This window comes from Marmoricola sp. URHB0036 (assembly GCF_000426045.1).
GTDB lineage: Bacteria > Actinomycetota > Actinomycetes > Propionibacteriales > Nocardioidaceae > Marmoricola.
In genome coordinates this window covers 68318-88778 of record NZ_AUEP01000014.1, presented here as the reverse complement: position 1 = coordinate 88778, position 20461 = coordinate 68318, and the positions used below count along the sequence as shown (strand labels likewise).

Genomic DNA, 20461 nt, shown 5'->3' with positions numbered 1-20461 from the left:
TTCGCCGGCCGGTAACGGAACGGTCAGGCTTGCTCGGGCTCCGGTCGCCAGGCGGCGTGGCTGCGTTGCGGCGGTGGCCGGTGGGGCTGCGGGGACTCCGAGGGTGCGTAGACCTCGGTGCCGAAGTAGCAGGCGACGTCCTCCAGCAGGTCGCGAGAGCGGGAGAAGAACACGTAGCGCTTGCGCATCCGCGGGCCCAGCATCGGAGCCCGGAAGTCGAGGTGGTACCCGGCGTCGTTGGCGATCATCCGCAACGAGCGCGGCGAGTAGTACGACGTGTGGTCGGGGTAGAAGATGTAGCCGTCGCGGGCCAGGTCGTTGCCGGCGTGGATGTTGGTGGAGGCGACGATCAGCCCGTCGTCGGCGACGTAGCCGAAGAGCCGCTCGAAATCGGTGCGCGGGTCGCGGAAGTGCTCGACGACCTCACTGGCGACCACGATGTCGAAGCGTTCCCGGGCCGGTTTGGTCAGGTCGACGAACTCCGCGTCGTCGCGCAGCTTCATGATGTCGCCGATCGCCACCCGCTTGACCTGGTCGAGCTGCTCGATGTGCAGGTTGTCGAGGTTGCCACCGGCGCCGTACACCAGCACCGAGAGTCCGTCGCGCCCGAGGATGTCGGCCGCCAGCTTGCCCATGTGGAACTCCCGACCGACCCGCTCCGCGGTGCCGACACGGCCGGAGGAGTGGTCGAGGCTGGTCTTCTCCTTCCAGATGCTCTCCTCGGTGCGCAGGATGGCGACGTAGCCGCAGTCGAGGCAGCGGCGGATGTCGCACTCCTTGGTGGTATCGCGCACGAAGGTGAGGTGGCGGTGGCGCAGGTGGCCGCTGCCGCACACCCGGCAGCCTTCCCCGGATGCCGCTGGGGAGCGGCGCAGCAGTCTTCGCGCCAGGGAACGCGTGCGGGGCAACCGGGTCATGCGAGCGACCCTAACGTGGTGCGACCGCCACCGAGCCTCACACGACGCGCAGCGCGGCCGCCGTTCTCTCGAGGTCGTCGACGGTGAGGTCGACGTGCGGGCTGAGCCGCAGCCACGGCTCGTCGATCCGCTCCCCCGGCGCGCGCCACGGCAGGCAGAGGCTGGTCAGGATCTCGTGCCGGTGGAGCAGCAGCTCGCGGGCTCGCACGGTGTCCTGCCCCGCGGTCGACCGCAGCGAGGTCGTCGCTCCCGCCGGCGCGTGCGGGTGGACGACCTCCCACCCGTCCAGGGTGGCGGCCATCTCGCGCACGGCACGTCCCACCTCGGCGAGGCGGTCGGCGACGGCACCAGGTCCGTGGTCGAGGTGCTCGCGTACGGCGACCCCGAGCCCGACCCGGCCCGCGACATGGGCCTCCTGCGACTCGAGCAGCTGGACGACCGGTACGTCGGGCAGCTTCGCGGGTCGTCGTACGCGGAGGTCGGGGCGGTGCTGCTCGGCCACCGCCACCATCCCGACGCCCCGCGGACCGGTGAGCCACTTGCGGCTGGTGGCGACAACCGCGTCAGCCGGGGGTACGGCGACGTGGCCCACCGACTGAGCCGCATCCAGCCACACGGGTACGCCGTGCTCGTGCGCCACCGCGACGATCTCGGCGGCCGGTTGCACCAGCCCGCGATGGGCCGAGACCTGGTCGACCAGGACGACGTCGACCGGCCCCGCGCCGACCCGACGGCCAAAGGCGTCGAGGTCGACCACACCGTCGTCGTCGGTCGTGATCGGCTCGGTGACCAGACCATGCCGCTCCAGCAGCTCGAGGTTGGGTCCCCATTCCGACGGCGCGACGAGCACGTGTGCGCCGGGTGCGAGCGGCCAGGCCCGCACCAACGTGTCCAGGGCCGTCATCGCGCTCTCGACGAAGGCGACCCCGTCCGTGTCGGTGCCGAGCAGCCCGGCCAGGTCACGTCGCAGCTCCTCCAGCTGTGGCGCCGCCTGCTCCTGGGCCACGTAGCCACCCCGCTCGGCCTCCAGGCGAGCGTGTCCGGCGACCGCCTCGAGGGTGGCGACCGACGAGCGTCCGACGGCAGCCGTGTCGAGGTGCAGGAGCGAGGTCGGCGGTCGGGCCTCCCGCCAGGCCACCCAGGCGTCGTCGGTCACGGGCGGACGAGGGCGTACTTCACGTGCGTCACGCCGGGTGACGCCACCACCTGGACCGGTTCGAGGTCGGTGCGCGGCACGCCGTCGAACAGCCGCTCCCCCGGTCCGCCCAGCACGATCGGCGCGATGTGCAGGTGCAGCTGGTCGACCAGTCCGGCTGCGAGGTACTGGTTGGCCGTGCTCGCGCCGCCGGCGATGGCGACCCGTTGCTCACCCGCCGCTGCCCGTGCCTCGACGAGGGCCGCCGCGATCCCCTCGGTCACGAACAGGAAGGTCGTCTGCCCGACCTGGATCGACGGGCGTGGACGGTGGCCGAGGACGAACACCGGCACGCCGTACGGCGGCTCGTCGCCCCACCACCCGGTCCAGTCGAGGTCCCACTCGCCACGGTCGGGACCGAACATGTGCCGCCCCATGATGTAGGCGCCCACACCGGTCTGCCACTCCTCGACGATGGCGGCGTCGGCGCCCTCGGCACCGAAGTGCCACTGGTGCAGGGCCATCCCGCCTTCGCCGATGGGGTTCTCGACCGACTGGTGGGGGCCGGCGACGTAGCCGTCCACGGACACGCTCAGGTCACACGTCACGATGCTCATGCGCTGTCGACCTGCGTCAGGACTTCGACTCATCGGTCGCCAGCGGTTCGGGCTCTGGTTTCGCCGCGGTCCGGGACGGCTTGAGCACCTTGCCGTAGACCAGCTCGATGGCGAACCCGACGCCGGTGAAGGCCCAACCGAGCGCCCGCGCCCACTCCTGGTGGCCGATGCCCCAGCCGAGGATGATGAACACCCCGCCGATGCCGATCATGATGAACTCGACCCGCCGCGCCAGCACCGCCCGCGCGTTGGTGTCGCTCGTGGTCGGGACCTCCGATGCGTCGCTGCTCACGTCTCGCAGTGTAGGCGTCAGGTCGGTCCGTCCCGTGGTTCGCCTGGCGAGACGATGCGTGACCTCCGTAGTTCCCGTCGAGTTGTTCAGGGTGTCAGCACACTCACGAGACGCTCGGGAGCCAACCATGGAAGACAGGCCAGCCGGTCAGGACGTCGGGGTCGGATCAGTGAGCGCGTTCATCGAGGTGCTGCACGAGCCGGGGCTGAACGACCAGCTCCCGCCGTGCCCCGACTGGCCGGACCTGAACTGACCCCACGCACCGAGAAGCCCTGATCGCCCATCCCCCCGGACGGACGATCAGGGCACACGGGTTCAACGAAGGGCTCGACCGTCCGGTACGGCGCTGCCCACGGGGCGAAACGCGCGTCTCACGGCCGGCCTCATTGAGGGGGACGTGGCCCGGAATTGGTGGAGTCGTCCGAGACCCATCAACCCGGAGTGGCCTCGGACGACTCAGCACGTCAACGACTCACTCGCCTCATTGGTCACGCTCGACCCAGCGAGGAGTATCCGGGCCCCGAGCGGGTAGGAGACAGGAGTCACGAGGCGGGCAGCATGCCCGGATCCCTCCATGAGGGCGCCGCCCGCAGACCGGTCCTCGTGACAACGGAGCCGTCCGTGCGCATCAACCCCGCACGGGCGGCTCCGGCGAACTGGTCTGGTCCATCCGCTCGCGTTCGGCGCCAGCGTGGAGGGATTCGGTCGCCGGGGCCTTACGTTGCTTGCTCGGCGTCCAGAGGCGCTCGTCATCATCGACACACGGGGGAAACTCAGTGCGCATCAAGGCAAGCCTCGCCGCGGCCGCAGTAGCCATCGGATTCGTGACCGCCTCGACCGGATCCGCGGTGGGTGCCACGACACCCGCGCCGAAGAACGGTGACCTCGTCTTCCTCGTTGGCTTCGGTGGCATCACCACCCAGGCGCCGGGCGAAGGCAGCTACCACGGGGTCACGGAGGGTGACGAACCGAAGTACTCCCCCAACGGCAAGCAGCTCGCCTTCCTCCGGAGCGGCGACGTGTGGGTGCGCACGCTCAGCACCGGAGCCGAGCGACAGGTCACGCACACGGGAGGAACCGTCGGCGCCTACCTGGCCTGGTCCGGGGACGCGAAATCCATCGTCACCTCCGACGGCAACCAGCTGGAGAAGGTCAAGGTGTCGACCGGTGCCGTCACCACCCTCTACACGGCCAGCACCGCTGTGCAGCAGCCCGCCTGGTCACCTGACGGCACCCTGATCGCCTTCAGCACCGGCACCGCCATCAAGACGATCACCTCCAGCGGCACCGGGTTGAGGACGGTGTCCTCCGGCGGCAGCAACACCTTCCCCGACTGGCGACCCGACTCGAAGGTCCTGGCCTTCATCACCACTCGCTTCACCGGCAAGAGCGAGATGGTGACCGTGCCCCGCACCGCGACGTCAGCCACGACACCCTTCCGGGTGAGCTGGAAGGCCTACCCGCAAGGCCTGCACCACATCGGCGTCGCCTGGTCACCGGACGGCAAGAAGATCGCGGTCCTGCAGTTCAACGCCAACCACGAGCCCAACGACCAGGACACCGACGAGCGCTTCAAGGTGCGCGCCTACCTGCCCGACGGGACGCACAGCTACTCGCTGACCGGTCCGATCGTGGGCGACGACGGCCCCGAGGGACTCGACTGGGCTCCCAAGCTCACCTCGTAGCCGCGGTTTCCGCGGGCGCCCGGGGTGACTTCGGATCTCAGGCGAACCTCAGTCGAGGTAGTCGCGCAGAACCTGCGAGCGACTCGGGTGGCGCAGCTTCGACATGGTCTTGGACTCGATCTGGCGGATCCGCTCACGGGTCACGCCGTAGACCTTGCCGATCTCGTCGAGCGTCTTGGGCTGGCCATCGGTGAGGCCGAAGCGCATAGAGACCACGCCTGCCTCGCGCTCGGAGAGCGTGTCCAGCACGGCGTGCAGCTGCTCCTGTAGCAGCGTGAAGCTCACCGCGTCGGCCGGCACGATCGCCTCGGAGTCCTCGATGAGGTCGCCGAACTCGGAGTCGCCGTCCTCGCCGAGGGGGGTGTGCAGGGAGATCGGCTCGCGGCCGTACTTCTGCACCTCGATGACCTTCTCAGGGGTCATGTCGAGCTCCTTGGCGAGCTCTTCCGGAGTGGGCTCACGGCCGAGGTCCTGCAGCATCTGGCGCTGGACGCGGGCGAGCTTGTTGATGACCTCGACCATGTGCACCGGGATGCGGATGGTGCGGGCCTGGTCGGCCATGGCGCGGGTGATCGCCTGGCGGATCCACCAGGTGGCGTACGTCGAGAACTTGTAGCCCTTGGTGTAGTCGAACTTCTCGACGGCACGGATCAGCCCGAGGTTGCCTTCCTGGATGAGGTCGAGGAAGAGCATGCCGCGGCCGGTGTAGCGCTTGGCCAGTGAGACGACGAGTCGCAGGTTGGCCTCGAGCAGGTGGTTCTTGGCGCGACGGCCGTCCTCACAGATCCACTCGAGCTCGTCCTGGGCCTTCGGCGTGATCTTGCCGCCCTTGTTGAGCTTCTCCTCCGAGAACAGGCCGGCCTCGATGCGCTTGGCGAGCTCGACCTCCATCTCGGCGTTGAGGAGGGGCACCTTGCCGATCTGCTTGAGGTAGTCCTTGACCGGGTCGGCGGTCGCGCCGGCCACCATGACCTGCTGCTCGGGCTCGTCGGTCTCGTCGGCCGAGGAGACGATGAAGGTGGCCTCCTTCTCGTCCTCCTTGATCGTCGGATCAGCCTTGACGTCGACCTCGAACTGCTCGTCGGGGACGTCGGCGAGGACCTTCTTGCCGTCAGGACCGACCGCGACGACCTCGGCCTGGATCTGCTCGGCCGTCTTGGTGGGACTCGCCTTCTTCGCTGCTGCCTTCTTGGCGGGGGCCGACTTGGCGGTGGCTGACTTCGCCGGTGCCTTCTTCGCCGCGGTCTTCTTGGCGGTCGAACTAGCAGAACTCGAGGACACGAATACCTCTCGGGTTGTCCATTCAGGGGCTTCTCAGGAATCTACAAGGGCGCGACAAGACCCGTAGGTGTCAACAGCCGCACCCCCTATTGTGTCATGCCACCCAAGGTGGTTCGACCAGACCTCATGCGCGCGCAGCCGCCTTCTTCTCCTTCTTGTACGCACGGACCTTGTCCAGCGAGGCGGCGTCGACGACGTCGGCGACCGAGCGGTAGCCCTCGAGGCTGTAGTCGCCCACGACGGCCTCCCAGCCCTCGGGGCGTACGCCGAGCTGCTTGGCCAGCAGGGCCACGAAGATCTGGGCCTTCTGCTTGCCGAACCCGGGCAGTGCCGTCATCCGCCGGAGCAGCTCCGTGGCATCGCCGGACTCCGTCCAGATGCGCTCGGCCCGACCGTCGTACTCCTCGACCACGATGCGGGCCACCGCCTGCACCTTCTGGGCCATCGAGCCCGGGAAGCGGTGCACGGCCGGCGGCTCGGAGCACAGCGAGGCGAACTGCTCGGGATCGGCGGCCGCGATCTCGGCTGGCTCCAGGCTGCCGAAGCGGTCCAGGATCTTCGCCGGGCCACGGAACGCGTGCTCCATCGGGTACTGCTGGTCCAGGAGCATGCCGAGCAGCAGCGCGAACGGCGACCCGTCGAGAACCTCGTCGGCCTTGTCGTCGCCGGTGATGTGGATGGCCATCAGGACATCATGCCAACCCTGTGGAGCGACCGGTCGCCGCGGGCCGTCCTGGGGCAGGGTGGGCGACATGCAGGCCGAGCTCGCCGAGGCGATCACCCACGAGCTGCGGGTCTTCGTGGCGGCGGCCAGCACCAGACGGTCGCTCCCGAGCACCGTCCACGTCGGGCAGCCGGCCGGGGAGCACGTCGTGCTTCCCGAGGTCGTCGACCAGGGTCTACGGACCGACCTCGTCGTGCGGGCGATCGACGGGCTCGTCGCGACCGAGGGCGCGTGCGGGTGGGTGACCCGAGGAGGCGAGATCGGCACCACCGACCTCGACGCCGCCTGGTTCGCAGCGACGCGGGCGGGGTTCGCGCGGCACGGCCTGGTGCTGCCGGCCTTCGCGGTCGTGACGAGGACGGCGTGGTTCGACCTGGTCAGCGGCGAGCAACGGGTCTGGCGACGGATCCGGACCCGCCGCCGTGTGGCGTAGCCCTGCTCAGAGCGGCCAGGTGTGCACCGGCTCGTTGGCGTGCATCAGCTCGCGGTACTCCTGCAGGGTCAGCCGCAGTGCCTCGGCCCGGTCGGTGCCGTCCTCCTCGAGCGCGGTGACCCGGTCGACGTACCAGGAAGCGCCGTTGCGGCCCAGGATGCAGCGCTGCTCGATGATCCCGAGCAACCGCGACGCCTCGTCGGCCTCGACCCCCCACCGCTCCAGCCCGGCGTGGGCCATCGGCAGCAGCCGGCGCAGCACCAGCTCGGTGGCGTCGACCTCGCCGATGCCCGGCCAGTAGACCCGGGCCCGGATGCCGTGCTCGGCGGCGACGTGGAAGTTCTCCTCAGCGGCCGAGAACGACATCTGCGACCACAGCGGCCGGTCGTCCTCGGCCAGCGTGCGGGTGAGCCCGAAGTAGAAGGCTGCGTTGGCCATCGTGTCGATGACCGAGGGACCGGCCGCGAGGACGCGGTTCTCCACGCGCAGGTGCGGCACGTCGTCGACGACGTCGTACACCGGGCGGTTCCAGCGGTAGATGGTGCCGTTGTGCAGCTTGAGCTCGGAGAGCGTCGGTGTGCCACCACCCTCGAGCACCTCCAGCGGGTCCTCGTCGTCGGTGATCGGCAGCAGTGCCGGGAAGTAGCGGACGTTCTCCTCGAACAGGTCGAAGATCGAGTTGATCCACCGCTCGCCGAACCAGACGCGGGGCCGGACACCCTGCTCCTTGAGCTCCTCGCTGCGGGTGTCGGTGGCCTGCTCGAACAACGGGATGCGGGTCTCCTGCCACAGCTGCTTGCCGAGGAGGTACGGCGAGTTGGCGCCGACCGCGAGCTGGATGCCACTGATCGCCTGCGAGGCGTTCCAGTACGCCGCGAAGTTGTCGGGGCTGACCTGGGTGTGCAGCTGGGTGCTCGTGCACGCCGCCTCGGGCATGATCGAGTCCGACGTCGTCTGCAGGCGCTCGGGACCGTTGATGTCGATGACGAGGTCCTCGCCGCGCGCGGCCAGGATCTGGTCGCTGAGCAGCTTGTAGCGCGGGTTGGGGCTGACGTTCGACGGGCTGAGGTGGCCGTCCTCGAGGGTCGGCAGGATGCCGATCATCACCATGTGGGCCCGGACCTCGTTGGACTTCGCCTCGGCATGGTTCAGGCTGCTGCGCAGGTCGTCCTCGAAGCCGGAGACACCCCGGGCACCCAGCCGTCGCGGCCGGACGTTGATCTCGAGGTTGAACTGCGCCAGCTCGGTCTGGAAGCTGGGGTTGGCGATGGCCTCGAGAGCCTCCGCGCTCTTCAGGGAGGGGTGCCCCTCGTCGTCGACCAGGTTGAACTCGATCTCCATCCCCGTCATCGGGTCCTCGATGTCGAAGTAGGACTCGCGCAGCATCCGGGCGAAGACGTCGAGGCAGCGGCGTACCTTCTCGCGGTGTCGCGTGCGATCGGAGCGGGAGAACTCCTGCAGGTCGACTTCGGTACCCATGCCGGAACAGTAGACCGATGAGCGGGCCGCCTACGAGGGTCGAACGGCCCTGCCGGTCGACGGTGCCTCCCCGGCGAAGACGGGCAGGTCCTGCTCGGGGATGGGCTCCCAGACGCTCGGCGGCACGGCCCCGGTCAGGATCTGGGCCACGCAGTGCGCCATCGAGTAGTCAGGGTCGACCTCGAGGCAGCGGTCGACGGCGCACCAGGCCAGGGCACCGTCGCCGTGCTGCCACGCGGCGAAGGCGAGCAGCGAGCAGGCGCCGGGCAACAGGTCACGAGGCGCGCGACGCACCAGTCCGCGCCAGAGCTCGACGTGCTGGCCGGAGGACTCGCGGGTGATCTCGGCCCAGGCGACGTCACGGGTCGCGACGATCGAGGCGAGCACCAGCAGCCGGCCGGCGTCGACCGCCGCGACGGGAGCGTCGAGGTGCGACCTGATGAAGCCCTGCAGCCAGCGGGCCTCGGTGCGGAGCATCCCGGTCTCCGCCGAGGACGCGACCAGGTCGGCGAACCGGGTCGCGGCCAGGGCCACCTCGACGGCGTCATCGTCGTCGGTGCCCACCAGGGTGTCCGCCAGCGCGGCCCGGTCGCGGTGCACGACCTGGCCGTCGTAGACGCCCTGGGCGGTGAACGGGTGCCCGTCGAGGTCGTACGCCGTGCCGGGTGAGCCGTCCTCCGGAACCACGTGCCAGCGACCCTCGTCGACGCGGAGCACCTCGATGACCTCGACACCGTGGTCCAGCAGCCGCCCGAGCAGCAGGGTGGCCTGGGAATGGGCGACCTCGACGTCGTCGGTGTAGAGGAGCACCGCCACGCGATCGACCCGGTTGGCAGCGACGGCTCCCATCAGCAGGTCGGCCACCTCCTCCTGCTCGCCCATCGCCAGTGGGAGGTCGACCCGGGCGTGGAAGGCAGCACCGCGACCTCGTCCCGGCCCACCGAAGGTGAGCACCACCACGGAGTCCCGCGGATGGAAGCCGAGCACCACCGGCACGACGGCGACGAGGTCGGTGGCACTGCGGGCGATGAACGTGGAGGCACTGGTCGAGGACATGGCTTCACCCTCGGAGCGCGGACGGACAGGCGGCAGCCACCCACCGGCGACCGGTGGACAACCGTGGGGTCGGGCTGCCCTGTGGACGCGAACTGGGCCGCACGAGCGCGGAACCGGTCGGTGCTGCGTGACACCATCACGGCGTGCGCTCCGAGTCGACGATCCTGCACGTGGATCTCGACGCCTTCTTCGCGGCCGTGGAGCAGCGCGACAAGCCGTCGCTGCGCGGCAAGCCGGTCGTCGTCGGTGGCGTCGGCGGTCGCGGCGTGGTGGCGACCGCCTCCTACGAGGCACGCACCTTCGGCGTGCACTCGGCGATGCCCACCGCCGAGGCGCGCCGCCGCTGTCCCAACGCGGCGTTCCTGTCCGGTCGGTTCCACGCCTACCGCGACACCAGCCGGGCGGTGATGGCGCTGCTGCGCGAGATCAGCCCGCTCGTCGAGCCGCTGTCGCTCGACGAGGCCTTCGTCGACCTCGAGGCCGCCGACCTGCCGGACCTCTCGGTCACCTCGGTCAGCGCCCTGGGCCGTGAGCTCAAGGAGCGGGTGCACGAGGTGACCGGCGGGCTCACCGGCTCGGTCGGCATCGCCACCTCCAAGCTGGTGGCCAAGATCGCCAGTGACCTCGACAAGCCCGACGGTCTCGTCGTCGTGGCACCCGGGATGGAGCAGGACCTGCTGCGCCCGATGCAGGTCACGGTCATCCCCGGCGTCGGGCCGGCCACCGCCGAGCGGCTGCGCCGTGTCGGGGTGCACACCGTCGAGGAGCTCGAACGACTGACCCAGGACGAGCTGGTCCGGTTGCTCGGCCGGGCCCACGGCACCGGCCTCTACGCACTCGCGCGGGCCGAGGACGACCGCAGCGTCGAGCCCGAGCGCGAGACCAAGTCGATCAGCGTCGAGGACACCTACGACACCGACCACGTCGACCCGCGGCTGCTGACCGCGCTGCTCGAACGGCAGGCCGTGAAGGTCACCGAGCGGCTGCGCAAGTCCCACCTGTCCGGCCGGACGGTCTCGATCAAGGTCCGGCTGCACGACTTCTCCACGCTGAGCCGCTCGGCCACGCTGTCCGAGCCGTCCGACGACGCCCGCCAGATCTCGCGGGTGGCGCGGACCCTGCTCGGCGAGCTCGACACCTCCGGCGGCGTACGCCTCCTCGGCGTCGGTGTCTCGGGCCTGGCCGACTGGATCCAGGAGGACCTCTTCGCCGACGACGAAGGCGAGGACGGGCCGGAGCCCGACCATGCGGACGGCTGGGACACCGAGGCGGCCGTGGCCGCGGCCTCGCGCCACCGCGGCTGGGCGCCGGGCATGGACGTCGTGCACGAGGCCCACGGGCGCGGCTGGGTGTGGGGCTCGGGCCGGGGCGTTGTCACGGTGCGCTTCGAGACCGCCGAGACCGGACCCGGGCGGGTGCTCAGCTTCGCGGTGGACGACTCCGCGCTGGCGCCGTTCAGGCCACCGGAAGAGTGAACGAGTCCGGCGCAGCGTCTCGGCGTGGGCCGCGGACCTCGGCCGTGCCGCCGCACTCGAGGAGCAGGGCCCGGTCGCCGAACGAACGCACACGCATGTGGCGATCCTCGCAAACCGTTGTCGGCGCGGACGGGATGCGGGCACTCTGGTTGCCGAAGATCAGCACGGAAAGACCAGCTGAATTAGACGTGGGGTCTGCGGAAAGTATGAGTTTCCGCAGACCCCACTCGCTGGGACGCGTGTGATGCCCCGTCCCGAACCAGGGACTACCGCGGATCCGGTCGCCCCATCACAAGCAACCTCCGACGAGTCACCCCGTCGGACGGATCCGCTGTATTCATCCGATCCCCCGCGGCCCTTGCGGGCTGCGGTGAGAGATTTCTACGCGACGCCGGGGCCGGGCACAAGAGCAATTCAAAAGTTGTTCCGACCATTTTCGGCCGACGGCCACCTCACCCACAGATCTCGGTGATTCCTCCACAGCGGTGGGCAGTTGTCCACACGTCGTCCACAGGATCCTGTGGACAACTGGGCCGCTCCGGACTAGCCAGGTGCCTTCTCACCGGGCCCATGGCCGCACGGCGTACCCGGCCCCGGACAGCGCTGCACATACGGCGCGCGCGGCATCGACCGCTCCGGGCGAGTCCCCGTGCACGCACAGCGAACGCACCACGCCGTCCCGAGCCATCTGCACGGGTGACCCGGGTCCCGGACTCCTCGGCGATCGTGGTCAGCAGGTCCACCTGTTCGCGGACCCACCCGGCGAGCACCTCGTCTCCCGGGTCCATCTGCCGGCGCCCGAAGTTCTCCCGGTCGAGGTAGGAGACCTGGGTGCCGACCACGACGCCGCGAGCAGCCGCGGCCGTGCACACCGAGCGCATGGTGGCCTCGTCGCGGCGTGGAAACCGCAGGCGAGGTTGGCGCTGGTGACCACCTGCAGCAGCCCGTCGTCGTCGGTCACCCCCTCGCCGAGGTCGGCGTTGAGGTCGATCTGCGTCTCAGCCCCGGAGACGGGGTGAGAGTCCGAGTGCATGGATCCAGCCTGCCCGGGCACTGGACCCGCACCGGGGCATCACTGAGAAGTGCCTGAGAAGTGTGGTCAGGGTGCAACTTCACGGAGGGTCGGGCCGTCACTACAGGTGAGACCGCACGGCGCGGTCACACCGACGGGGCACCGTCCGTGGGGAATCCTCCGGCCCGGGACAACGTTGGACATGGCAGGACCAGTTCCACCGGTCCACCCCTGTAGGAAGGGAGCACGTCACCCCCATGGCTACCACCGCCACCACCACCCGGAACGACCGCGAGATCGAGGGCCGCGACAGCGTTGGGCTGTACCTCGACGAGATCGCCCGCACACCGCTGCTCGACGCCGCCACCGAGGTCGAGCTCTCCAAGACCATCGAGGCCGGCCTGTTCGCCGGCAAGCTCCTCGAGGAAGGCCGCGTCGGCCGCAAGAAGGGCGGCGCGCCCAAGTACGCCAACGAGGCCGAGCTGCGCTGGCTCGTCGACGAGGGCGAGCGCGCGATGCAGCGCTTCATCAACGCCAACCTGCGCCTCGTGGTCTCCATCGCACGCAAGTACGGCCGCAGCCAGATGCCGATGCTCGACCTCATCCAGGAGGGGAACACCGGCCTGATCCGCGCGGTCGAGAAGTTCGACTACGCCAAGGGCTACAAGTTCTCGACGTACGCCACCTGGTGGGTCCGCCAGGCGATCACCCGCGGCATCGCCCAGCAGGCCCGCGTCGTACGCCTGCCGGTGCACGTCGTCGAGGAGCTCAACCAGGTGGGCTCGGCCCGCCGAACGCTCGAGCGCCAGCTGGGCCGCGACCCGGAGCCGGAGGAGATCGCCGCCGAGCTCGACATGGACATCGAGCGCGTCCTCGACCTGATGTCGTGGGGCCGCGACCACGTCAGCCTGGACACGCCCGTCGACGAGGACGGCGACACCTCGCTGGGTGACCTGATCGCCCAGGAGAGCTCGCCCGGCCCCGACCTGACGGTGCTGGACACCGAGTCGCGCGACCGGCTGAACACCCTCGTCGACCTGCTCGACGAGCGGTCGGCCGACATCGTGCGGTCCCGCTACGGGCTCACCGACGGACGCCAGCACAAGCTGGCCGACATCGGCGCCCGGCACGGCATCTCCGCCGAGCGGGTACGCCAGCTGGAGCGCGAGGCGATCACCAAGCTCCGCCGGCTGGCCGACCCCGACCTGGCGGCCTGAGCAACCCAGCCCTGTCGAGACCGCTCGGCGGGCTCGGAACGGCCTGACCGCTCAGCCGCCCGGTTGCTCCGCCGAGACCACCTCAGCAAAGACCTCCGCGACCCGCCCGCGGAGGTCTTTGCGCGTCCCGGTGTTCTCGATCACGTGGGTGGCGATGGCTCGTCGTTCCTCGCGCGTCGCCTGGGCGGCGATCCGGGAGCGGGCGTCATCCTCGGTCCACCCCCGGTCGCCGGTCATCCGCTGCAGCTGCAGTTCTTCCGGCGCGTCGACCACGATCACCGCGTCGAAGTCCCCGGCCCGGCCATTCTCGGCGAGCAGCGGGATGTCGTGCACGACGACGGCGTCGGCAGGGGCCCGCTCCTCGAGCTCCACGATCCGCTCGAAGACCAGGGGATGCACGATGGCTTCGAGCCGGCGCCGGGCGGACTCGTCGCCGAAGACCAGCCGTCCCATCGCGGGACGGTCGAGCTCGCCGTCGGGGCCGAGCAGCTCCTCGCCGAACTCCTCGACGACAGCGGCCAGTCCCGGCGTACCCTTCGCCACCACCTCGCGCGCCAGCGCGTCGGCATCGATGACCACGGCGCCCAGCTCCTCGAGCATCGCCGCGACGGTGCTCTTCCCAGACGCCACTCCTCCGGTCAGCCCCACACGCATGGGCGAGACGCTATCGGGTGAGGGTCAGTCCGTGGTCCCGGTCTCGCCGCGCTCGCGGCGCTCGCGCTCCAGCCGCTGCTCGCGATAGGCGCGCCGCTGCTCCTCGGCCCGCTCGCGGACCTTGCGCAGGAACTCCTCGTCGTCGTCCGGGCTGGTCGCGGCAGCGCGTCCGGGCCGGTCGTACTCCGGATACGTCGGCACCGCCCGCTCGTAGCGAGAGGGCCGCGACGGCCCCGCCGGACGCCCGGCGACCAGCCACGCGACCGAACCCGCGAACGGGAAGAACAACACGATCAACAGCCACCACACCTTGGGGAGGTGGCGGATGGCACCCTCGTCACTGCTGATCACGTCCACCAGGGAGAAGACCCACATGGCGAAGACGATCAGCCCGAAACCCAGCTCGAAGCGAATCACGACGAGAAGTGTGCGGTACGACGGACGTCCTGTCCCGGTTTCTGCGCAACTGTGACCGGCTGACAGGATCGACCTGTGGACCCGCACGACCTCGCACCCGGCGACCGGGTCGTCCTGCTCGTCCCCGGGTCCGTGGCGTACGCCGAGCTGGTGATCTCCCTGCTGCGGCGGGGCGTCTTCCCGGTGCCGATGGACGTCAAGCTGACTGCGAGCGAACGCGCCGGGCTGCTCGCCGACCTCGACCCGGCCCTCGTGGTGACCAGGCAGGGGCAGCTCGAGGACCTGCTGGCCGCGCTGCCGGACGATCCGTCGCTCGGACCTCCCCGTGGTCGCCCCATCCACCTCACCAGCGGCACGACCGGCCGACCCAAGGGCGTCTTCTCCGGCCTGCTCGATCCGGCCGACGCGGAGGCACTGGTGGCCGAGGAACGCGAGCTCTGGGGGTTCTGCGCCGACGACGTCAACCTGGTGCTGAGCCCCCTCCACCACTCGGCCCCGCTGCGGTTCGCGATGGGCACGTTGCTCGCCGAAGGCCGGGTCGCGCTGCCGGGTCAGTTCGATCCGGCCACTGCAACGGCCACCATCGTCGAGGAGCGGCCGACCTCGATGTTCTGCGTCCCGGCGCACCTCCAGCGCCTCTTCGCCCACTGGGACGAGCACGGGTCCCCCGACCTGTCGTGCTTCCGGCTCGTCGCGCACGCCGGAGCGCCCTGTCCGGAGTGGGTCAAGCGCCGGCTGATCGAGGAGTTCCCGGCCGGTTCGACGTGGGAGTTCTACGGGTCCACCGAGGGCCAGTTCACCGCCTGCCGGAGCGAGGAGTGGCTCGAGCACCCCGGCACCCTCGGTCGTGCCCGGCCCGGCCGGGAGATGACCGTCGACGAGGACGGCCACCTCTGGTGCGTCGTACCTGCTCATGCGCGGTTCAGCTACTTCGGCGACCCCGGGAAGACGGCCGGGGCATGGCGCGGGCCGGCGTTCACCGTCGGCGACCTGGGGCGCATCGACGAGGACGGCTACGTCTACCTGGACGGCCGCCGCGAGGACCTGATCATCAGTGGTGGGGTGAACGTCTACCCAGCCGAGGTCGAGCAGGTGCTCGGCGAGGTCGCGGGTGTCGACGACATCGCGGTCTACGGCGTGGACGACGAGCAGTGGGGCCAGCGGGTCTGTGCTGCCGTGGTCGGTGCGGCCGAGCACGCCATCCTCGAGGCCCATGCCCGCGCGCACCTGGCCCCGGCCAAGCGACCCAAGGAGTACCACCGCCTCGACTCCCTCCCCCGCACCCCCACCGGCAAGGTACGACGCCTCGACCTGCCCGACCTGTTGACCGTGGAGGACTGATGGGCTTCACCACCGAGGAGCTGCAGGCCTTCCGCGACGTCGAGGTGCCCGACCTCCTTCCCGAGCCGCCCGACCCGCTGAAGCTCCTCTTCGTCGGCATCAACCCCGGCCTGTGGACCGCCGCGGTGCAGACCCACTTCGCGCACCCGGCCAACCGGTTCTACCCGGCCCTGCTCGGCGCCGGCATCGTGACCGAGCCGGTGAGTCCGTCGGCCGGGATGACCGACGAGGACCGCGACCGGTTTCGCAAGCGCGGCCTCGGCATCACCAACCTGGTCAGCCGGGCCTCCGCCCGCGCCTCGGACCTGAGCGCCGCTGAGCTGCGCGAGGGTGGCGAGCACCTGCGGTCCCTCGTTCGCGAGCGGAATCCACGGGTGGTCGCGATCCTCGGCATCACGGCGTACCGCCAGGCGTTCGGCGCCCGCAAGGCCACCCTCGGTCTCCAGCCGGAGCCGTTCGAGGGTGCCGAGCTGTGGGTGGTGCCCAACCCGAGCGGCCTGAACGCCCACGAGACGATCGCCTCGCTCACCGAGGCCTACGCCGAGCCGGCCCGCGCGGCCGGAGTCATCTGAGGCGCGGGAGTTTCTCCAACCGCTGGTGCGGCGACGTCCGACGCGTCACCATGGGATCAGTGGACCAGGCAGGTCCGTCGTCACGGGAGGCAGCATGCGCGCACTACTGCAGAGACTGTGGCGGGAGCACCGGGTCCGGAAGTACGCCAAGACCCGGTATCGCGAGGAGCTGACCGACCAGCGCGAAGCCGAGCACCTCGAGCGCCAGCGCGCCGGGATCCGCGACGTCCGAGGGTCCAGCTTCTAGCGGCACCCGACACCTCGCCGCGCTACCTGGTGGCGCGGACGGCCAGCGTCACGTGGTCGGCCAGGGCTGCTCTCATCACCGACCGTGCGTAGACGAGCAGCGCGCGGTGGTTCCCGGTGCCGGCCGGTCGCAGCCGCGTCACCCGGACCAGCAGGTCGACCGAGCGTCCAGGCGCCAGGGCAGCCGTGCGCAGGCTGCCCGCCACGGCACCGGCAGTCACGTTGCGACCGCCCAGGAAGTAGCTCACCCGGAACTTCCGGTTGCCGGGCGTGGCACGGACCTGGAGCCGGTCCGGGCGGACGCCGTCGTTCTGCAGACGCACGGCCGCCGCCCGCACGGCACCGTCGCGCGGGAACAACCGCCGGAGAGTCTGCCCGGCCTGCGTGGAGTAGACGTCGCCGCCTAGCCAGGCGCCACCCGCTCCTCGGATGAGCGCGTCGGGCCGGAACAACGGCCTGACCGTGTAGCCGACGTCGCGGGTGGTCCGGTTGCCCGCCCCGTCGGTGGCGACCACCCGGAAGGTGCGCCGCCCGCTCGTGGAGGTGTCCAGCCGACCGCGCGCGATCGCACAGGACGCCAGGCTGGAGCCGCCGCGGTCGGTGCAGCTCGCGTCCACCGTGACCACCTGCCCCTGGGTGTACGACGCTCCCTGGACCGGCGTGGTCACCACAACGACCGGGCTCTCGACGTCGGGCACGACGGCGGGGATCGCGCGGTAGGACAGATAGCCCGCGTCGTTCTTGAGTTCCCAGAGGGTGGTGCCCTGGGGAGACACCTCGCTCGCCGTGGCCGCGGTGGCAGCAGCCCAGCCGACCAGGGTGTTGCCGTTGCCGAGCCGACGGGCCGACCCGGCGAAGTAGGTGAACCTCCCGTTGACCTGAAAGCTCCAGACCAGCGTCGCCGTGCCCACGCCCGGATCGAGGGCGTACTCGGTGACCCGCGACTGCTGTCGAGCGATCGTCGGTCCCGTCGGGTCCGCCGGGTCGACACAGTGCTTGGGATCAGAACCCAGCGTGATCGAGCCGTTGTCGTAGATCAGGATGTGTCCGTTGGCGAGCTGGGTCGCGGAGTGCTGAGCACACGGCCCGCTCGGATAGGGGTCGTCCACGAAGTCGAAGTCGCTGTGCCGTCCACCGAGCCGCCACACGACGTCACCGCGCTGGAAGCCGTCGTGCGGGTGCCAAGCGATCTTCAGGACCGCGCTCAGGTGCCGGAAAGACGCCAGGATGTCGCCGTCGGACATCACCGCGATCGAGTTGAGGTGGGCGTAGTCGGCATCGCCCGGGGTGGTGGTCGTCTCGGCCGCGGGGTCCAGGTGCTCCGCGCTGTTCCAGGTGTAGACGACGTCGCCGACGGCATCGACCTCCTGGATCACGGCGTCGGTCAGGTGGGTCTGGCTGTTGGGCTCGTACGCCAGCAGGATCCGGCTGCCGTCGGCACGCAGCAGTGAGTCATGGTTGTCGGTGTTGAAGAGCCCCTGGGTCTCGTAGCGGCGTACCTCGTGGAATTTCGCGTCGAGCTCGACCAGCTGCGTGCCCGACCGGCCGGGAGTGGTGGTCGGCCGGCCCACGGTGAAGTGGCCAGGGGCGCCACCGGGCTTGAAGTCTCCCGAGACCTGACCTGCGGGGAACGACTGCACGTGCCGGGGCACGCCGCGACGGTCGAGCACGGCCTCGAAGTTCGGGGTGTCGTCGTTGGTGTACCTGCTCAGGTTCACCAGTACGTCGCTCGTGCTCGTGCCGGGGGCCGCCGGGACCGCCTCGGTCATCTTCGGGAAGCCCATCGGGAGGTAGACGAGCGAGTAGGCGCTGCTGCCTCCGGAGTCCTCGAAGATCACCGAGATCTCGTCGCCCTCGGTGAGTTCGTCGACTGTTGCGTTGCCTCCGGGTGCGACCCGGCCGTCCACGAGCACGACCCCTGCCACGTCACTGGTGGTGGCGTGCACGGTGACGCTGCCCGCGGTACCGGCCGTCGTGGTGAGGCCGTAGCGCGCGACCTCGTTGGAGAACGCCGGCCACATCTCCACACCAGTGCCGGTCACGGTGATCGAGTGGGTGGCAGGAGGCGCCGCAGTGGCCGTGCCGGTCGTGGCGACCATCGCGGGGATCGCGAGCACCGCGCAGCACAGCACGAAGATGCCGAGAGGTCGCCTCATCCCCGGAGGCTAGCGGCGATCGACCAGGGCAGTGGGCAGAACGCCCAGGAGCCCGGCCCCCTCGCGGGGACCGGGCTCCTGTCTCAGATCGACCAGCGGGTCAGTTGCCGCCGCCGGTGAGCTTCTCGCGCAGCGCCTGCAGCGCCTCGTCGGAGGCGAGCGAGCCGCCCTCGGCCTCGCTGCTGCCGCCCTCGGCCGCGGCGGTGTCGCCGCCGCTGGAGTACGACGTGGCCTCGCCGGCCTCGACCTCGGCCTGCGCGGCCTCGGTCTGCTGCTTGACGTGGGCCTCCCAGCGGGCGTGCGCCTTGGCGTACTGGTCCTCCCAGAGCTTGCGCTGCTCGTCGAAGCCCTCGAGCCACTCACCCGTGTCGGGGTCGAAGCCCTCGGGGTAGATGTAGTTGCCCTGCTCGTCGTAGGTCGCGGACATGCCGTAGAGGGTCGGGTCGAACTCCTCGGACTCGGCAGCGGTCGCGGTCTCGTTGGCCTGCTTCAGCGACAGCGAGATCCGGCGACGCTCGAGGTCGATGTCGATGATCTTGACCATCACGTCGTCGTTGACCTGGACGACCTGCTCGGGGATCTCGACGTGGCGCTCGGCCAGCTCGGAGATGTGCACCAGGCCCTCGATGCCCTCCTCGACGCGGACGAACGAACCGAACGGCACCAGCTTGGTGACCTTGCCCGGGACGATCTGGCCGATCTGGTGGGTGCGGGCGAAGTGCTGCCACGGGTCTTCCTGGGTGGCCTTCAGCGACAGGGAGACGCGCTCGCGCTCCATGTCGACGTCGAGCACCTCGACGGTCACCTCGTCACCGACGGTGACGACCTCGCTCGGGTGGTCGATGTGCTTCCAGGACAGCTCCGAGACGTGCACCAGGCCGTCGACGCCGCCGAGGTCCACGAACGCACCGAAGTTGACGATCGAGGACACGACGCCCTTGCGGATCTGGCCCTTCTGCAGCTGGGTGAGGAACCCGTGGCGGACCTCGGACTGGGTCTGCTCGAGCCACGCACGGCGGGAGAGCACGACGTTGTTGCGGTTCTTGTCCAGCTCGATGATCTTCGCCTCGAGCGTCTGGCCGACGTACGGCTGCAGGTCGCGCACGCGGCGCATCTCCACCAGCGACGCGGGCAGGAAGCCACGCAGGCCGATGTCGAGGATCAGGCCGCCCTTGACGACCTCGATGACGGTGCCCTCGACGACGCCGTCCTCCTCCTTGACCTGCTCGATGGTGCCCCAGGCGCGCTCGTACTGCGCACGCTTCTTGGACAGGATCAGCCGGCCTTCCTTGTCCTCCTTCTGGAGAACCAGGGCCTCGACCTTGTCGCCGACCTCGACGACCTCGTTGGGGTCGACGTCGTGCTTGATGGAGAGCTCGCGCGAGGGGATGACGCCCTCGGTCTTGTAGCCGATGTCCAGGAGGACCTCGTCGCGGTCGACCTTGACGATGGTGCCTTCGACGATGTCGCCGTCGTTGAAGTACTTGATCGTCTCGTCGATGGCGGCGAGGAAGTCAGCCTCGGAACCGATGTCGTTGACCGCTACCTGCGGCGCATCGGAAAGAGTGGGGGTGATCGTCATGTGGAAGGAGATTCCTTGGATGGATGGGTGTCGTGCGGGCACGCGCAGAAACCCTTTTCACCATCACGATGTGTTTCGCTGCCCAGCACGGTTTCCCACGTTGGGCCGACAGCGAGCGAGAGGCTGCTCCGTCTGAGACTCAGGCAGACTTCTGGCGCACCGCCCAGTCT

General features: G+C 69.9%; 21 protein-coding genes and 1 pseudogene. 8 read left to right on the top strand and 14 right to left on the bottom strand.

The window, feature by feature from the left end:
• Positions 1–23 precede the first annotated feature (23 nt).
• Genes H976_RS0116590 through H976_RS0116575 form a run of 4 tightly spaced genes read right to left on the bottom strand, consistent with a single transcriptional unit; the run spans position 24 to position 2961 of the window.
• Positions 24–917 (bottom strand): class I SAM-dependent methyltransferase, encoded by an 894-nt coding sequence (locus H976_RS0116590; protein WP_081682976.1) that lies wholly within the window; start codon positions 915–917, stop codon positions 24–26.
• 37 nt (positions 918–954) lie between these two features.
• Positions 955–2073: an aminotransferase class V-fold PLP-dependent enzyme gene (locus H976_RS0116585; protein ID WP_027862446.1), complete on the bottom strand. Its 1119-nt coding sequence runs from the start codon at positions 2071–2073 to the stop codon at positions 955–957.
• Positions 2070–2669, bottom strand: coding sequence for a dihydrofolate reductase family protein (locus H976_RS0116580; protein ID WP_027862445.1), 600 nt, complete (start codon positions 2667–2669; stop codon positions 2070–2072). Before H976_RS0116580 ends, H976_RS0116585 begins: the two co-directional genes overlap by 4 nt.
• A 16-nt stretch (positions 2670–2685) precedes the next feature.
• The gene (locus H976_RS0116575) at positions 2686–2961 is read right to left on the bottom strand and encodes a hypothetical protein (protein ID WP_027862444.1); all 276 of its coding nucleotides are present in this window, start codon (positions 2959–2961) and stop codon (positions 2686–2688) included.
• Between the two features lie 127 nt (positions 2962–3088).
• Between H976_RS0116575 and H976_RS30955 the strand changes: the two genes are divergently transcribed.
• Positions 3089–3214, top strand: a complete 126-nt coding sequence (locus H976_RS30955) for a hypothetical protein (protein WP_255337325.1) — start codon at positions 3089–3091, stop codon at positions 3212–3214.
• Positions 3215–3737: 523 nt separating this feature from the next.
• Complete coding sequence (locus H976_RS0116565) at positions 3738–4646, top strand: DPP IV N-terminal domain-containing protein (protein ID WP_027862443.1); 909 nt, start codon at positions 3738–3740, stop codon at positions 4644–4646.
• A 48-nt stretch (positions 4647–4694) separates the two neighbouring features.
• On the opposite strand, the gene H976_RS26900 is transcribed toward H976_RS0116565, so the two are convergent.
• Positions 4695–5927 (bottom strand): RNA polymerase sigma factor, encoded by a 1233-nt coding sequence (locus H976_RS26900; RefSeq protein ID WP_081682975.1) that lies wholly within the window; start codon positions 5925–5927, stop codon positions 4695–4697.
• A 124-nt stretch (positions 5928–6051) separates the two neighbouring features.
• Entirely contained in the window at positions 6052–6612 is a 561-nt protein-coding gene (locus H976_RS0116555) for an HhH-GPD-type base excision DNA repair protein (protein WP_027862442.1), read from the bottom strand.
• Positions 6613–6679: 67 nt separating this feature from the next.
• Between H976_RS0116555 and H976_RS28995 the strand changes: the two genes are divergently transcribed.
• Positions 6680–7084, top strand: a complete 405-nt coding sequence (locus H976_RS28995) for a hypothetical protein (protein WP_155918371.1) — start codon at positions 6680–6682, stop codon at positions 7082–7084.
• Positions 7085–7090: 6 nt separating this feature from the next.
• Here the strand turns inward: H976_RS28995 and H976_RS0116545 are convergent, their stop codons facing one another.
• The gene (locus H976_RS0116545) at positions 7091–8563 is read right to left on the bottom strand and encodes a glutamate--cysteine ligase (RefSeq protein ID WP_027862441.1); all 1473 of its coding nucleotides are present in this window, start codon (positions 8561–8563) and stop codon (positions 7091–7093) included.
• Positions 8564–8593: 30 nt separating this feature from the next.
• Complete coding sequence (locus tag H976_RS0116540) at positions 8594–9619, bottom strand: DUF4192 domain-containing protein (protein ID WP_027862440.1); 1026 nt, start codon at positions 9617–9619, stop codon at positions 8594–8596.
• Positions 9620–9762: 143 nt separating this feature from the next.
• On the opposite strand from H976_RS0116540, the gene H976_RS0116535 reads away from it, so the two are divergent.
• Entirely contained in the window at positions 9763–11094 is a 1332-nt protein-coding gene (locus H976_RS0116535) for a DNA polymerase IV (RefSeq protein WP_027862439.1), read from the top strand.
• A gap of 559 nt (positions 11095–11653) precedes the next feature.
• Here H976_RS0116535 and H976_RS30740 read toward each other — a convergent pair.
• Together H976_RS30740 and H976_RS30735 are read right to left on the bottom strand one after the other, a co-directional pair.
• Positions 11654–11782 (bottom strand): LamB/YcsF family protein, encoded by a 129-nt coding sequence (locus tag H976_RS30740; protein ID WP_231388972.1) that lies wholly within the window; start codon positions 11780–11782, stop codon positions 11654–11656.
• A 67-nt stretch (positions 11783–11849) separates the two neighbouring features.
• Positions 11850–12127 (bottom strand): annotated as a pseudogene (locus H976_RS30735) (LamB/YcsF family protein); the annotation flags it as partial.
• A gap of 236 nt (positions 12128–12363) precedes the next feature.
• On the opposite strand from H976_RS30735, the gene H976_RS0116525 reads away from it, so the two are divergent.
• On the top strand, positions 12364–13323 hold the full coding sequence (locus H976_RS0116525) for an RNA polymerase sigma factor RpoD/SigA (protein WP_027862438.1): 960 nt from the start codon (positions 12364–12366) through the stop codon (positions 13321–13323).
• 51 nt (positions 13324–13374) lie between these two features.
• On the opposite strand, the gene coaE is transcribed toward H976_RS0116525, so the two are convergent.
• Together coaE and H976_RS26890 are read right to left on the bottom strand one after the other, a co-directional pair.
• The gene (gene coaE / locus H976_RS0116520; RefSeq protein ID WP_027862437.1) at positions 13375–13977 is read right to left on the bottom strand and encodes a dephospho-CoA kinase; all 603 of its coding nucleotides are present in this window, start codon (positions 13975–13977) and stop codon (positions 13375–13377) included.
• Positions 13978–14001: 24 nt separating this feature from the next.
• On the bottom strand, positions 14002–14394 hold the full coding sequence (locus H976_RS26890) for a PLD nuclease N-terminal domain-containing protein (RefSeq protein ID WP_036226940.1): 393 nt from the start codon (positions 14392–14394) through the stop codon (positions 14002–14004).
• 75 nt (positions 14395–14469) lie between these two features.
• Here H976_RS26890 and H976_RS26885 point away from each other — a divergent pair, with 75 nt between their 5' ends.
• The 3 genes from H976_RS26885 (at position 14470) to H976_RS30085 (ending at position 16554) form a co-directional block, all read left to right on the top strand.
• Positions 14470–15735 (top strand): class I adenylate-forming enzyme family protein, encoded by a 1266-nt coding sequence (locus H976_RS26885; RefSeq protein ID WP_051276938.1) that lies wholly within the window; start codon positions 14470–14472, stop codon positions 15733–15735.
• Entirely contained in the window at positions 15735–16307 is a 573-nt protein-coding gene (locus H976_RS0116505; protein WP_027862436.1) for a mismatch-specific DNA-glycosylase, read from the top strand. The genes H976_RS26885 and H976_RS0116505 overlap by 1 nt, the downstream gene beginning before the upstream one ends.
• A 94-nt stretch (positions 16308–16401) precedes the next feature.
• Positions 16402–16554 carry a hypothetical protein gene (locus H976_RS30085; protein WP_155918369.1) on the top strand — a complete coding sequence of 51 codons (153 nt, stop codon included), beginning with the start codon at positions 16402–16404 and terminating at the stop codon, positions 16552–16554.
• 22 nt (positions 16555–16576) lie between these two features.
• Here H976_RS30085 and H976_RS0116495 read toward each other — a convergent pair whose 3' ends face one another.
• On the bottom strand, positions 16577–18709 hold the full coding sequence (locus H976_RS0116495; RefSeq protein ID WP_027862435.1) for an aryl-sulfate sulfotransferase: 2133 nt from the start codon (positions 18707–18709) through the stop codon (positions 16577–16579).
• Between the two features lie 100 nt (positions 18710–18809).
• A complete protein-coding gene (gene rpsA / locus H976_RS0116490) occupies positions 18810–20291 on the bottom strand; it encodes a 30S ribosomal protein S1 (RefSeq protein ID WP_027862434.1) in 1482 nt (493 codons plus the stop codon).
• Positions 20292–20461 lie beyond the last annotated feature (170 nt).

Bases quoted from the DNA above. Each gene is read 5' to 3' on its own strand.
- H976_RS0116590 (WP_081682976.1), bottom strand. From the start codon at position 917: ATGACCCGGTTGCCCCGCACGCGTTCCCTGGCGCGAAGACTGCTGCGC.
- H976_RS0116580 (WP_027862445.1), bottom strand. From the start codon at position 2,669: ATGAGCATCGTGACGTGTGACCTGAGCGTGTCCGTGGACGGCTACGTC.
- H976_RS30955 (WP_255337325.1), top strand. From the start codon at position 3,089: ATGGAAGACAGGCCAGCCGGTCAGGACGTCGGGGTCGGATCAGTGAGC.
- H976_RS0116555 (WP_027862442.1), bottom strand. From the start codon at position 6,612: ATGGCCATCCACATCACCGGCGACGACAAGGCCGACGAGGTTCTCGAC.
- H976_RS28995 (WP_155918371.1), top strand. From the start codon at position 6,680: ATGCAGGCCGAGCTCGCCGAGGCGATCACCCACGAGCTGCGGGTCTTC.
- H976_RS0116545 (WP_027862441.1), bottom strand. From the start codon at position 8,563: ATGGGTACCGAAGTCGACCTGCAGGAGTTCTCCCGCTCCGATCGCACG.
- H976_RS0116540 (WP_027862440.1), bottom strand. From the start codon at position 9,619: ATGTCCTCGACCAGTGCCTCCACGTTCATCGCCCGCAGTGCCACCGAC.
- H976_RS30740 (WP_231388972.1), bottom strand. From the start codon at position 11,782: ATGGCTCGGGACGGCGTGGTGCGTTCGCTGTGCGTGCACGGGGACTCG.
- H976_RS0116525 (WP_027862438.1), top strand. From the start codon at position 12,364: ATGGCTACCACCGCCACCACCACCCGGAACGACCGCGAGATCGAGGGC.
- coaE (WP_027862437.1), bottom strand. From the start codon at position 13,977: ATGCGTGTGGGGCTGACCGGAGGAGTGGCGTCTGGGAAGAGCACCGTC.
- H976_RS0116505 (WP_027862436.1), top strand. From the start codon at position 15,735: ATGGGCTTCACCACCGAGGAGCTGCAGGCCTTCCGCGACGTCGAGGTG.
- H976_RS30085 (WP_155918369.1), top strand. From the start codon at position 16,402: ATGCGCGCACTACTGCAGAGACTGTGGCGGGAGCACCGGGTCCGGAAG.
- H976_RS0116495 (WP_027862435.1), bottom strand. From the start codon at position 18,709: ATGAGGCGACCTCTCGGCATCTTCGTGCTGTGCTGCGCGGTGCTCGCG.
- rpsA (WP_027862434.1), bottom strand. From the start codon at position 20,291: ATGACGATCACCCCCACTCTTTCCGATGCGCCGCAGGTAGCGGTCAAC.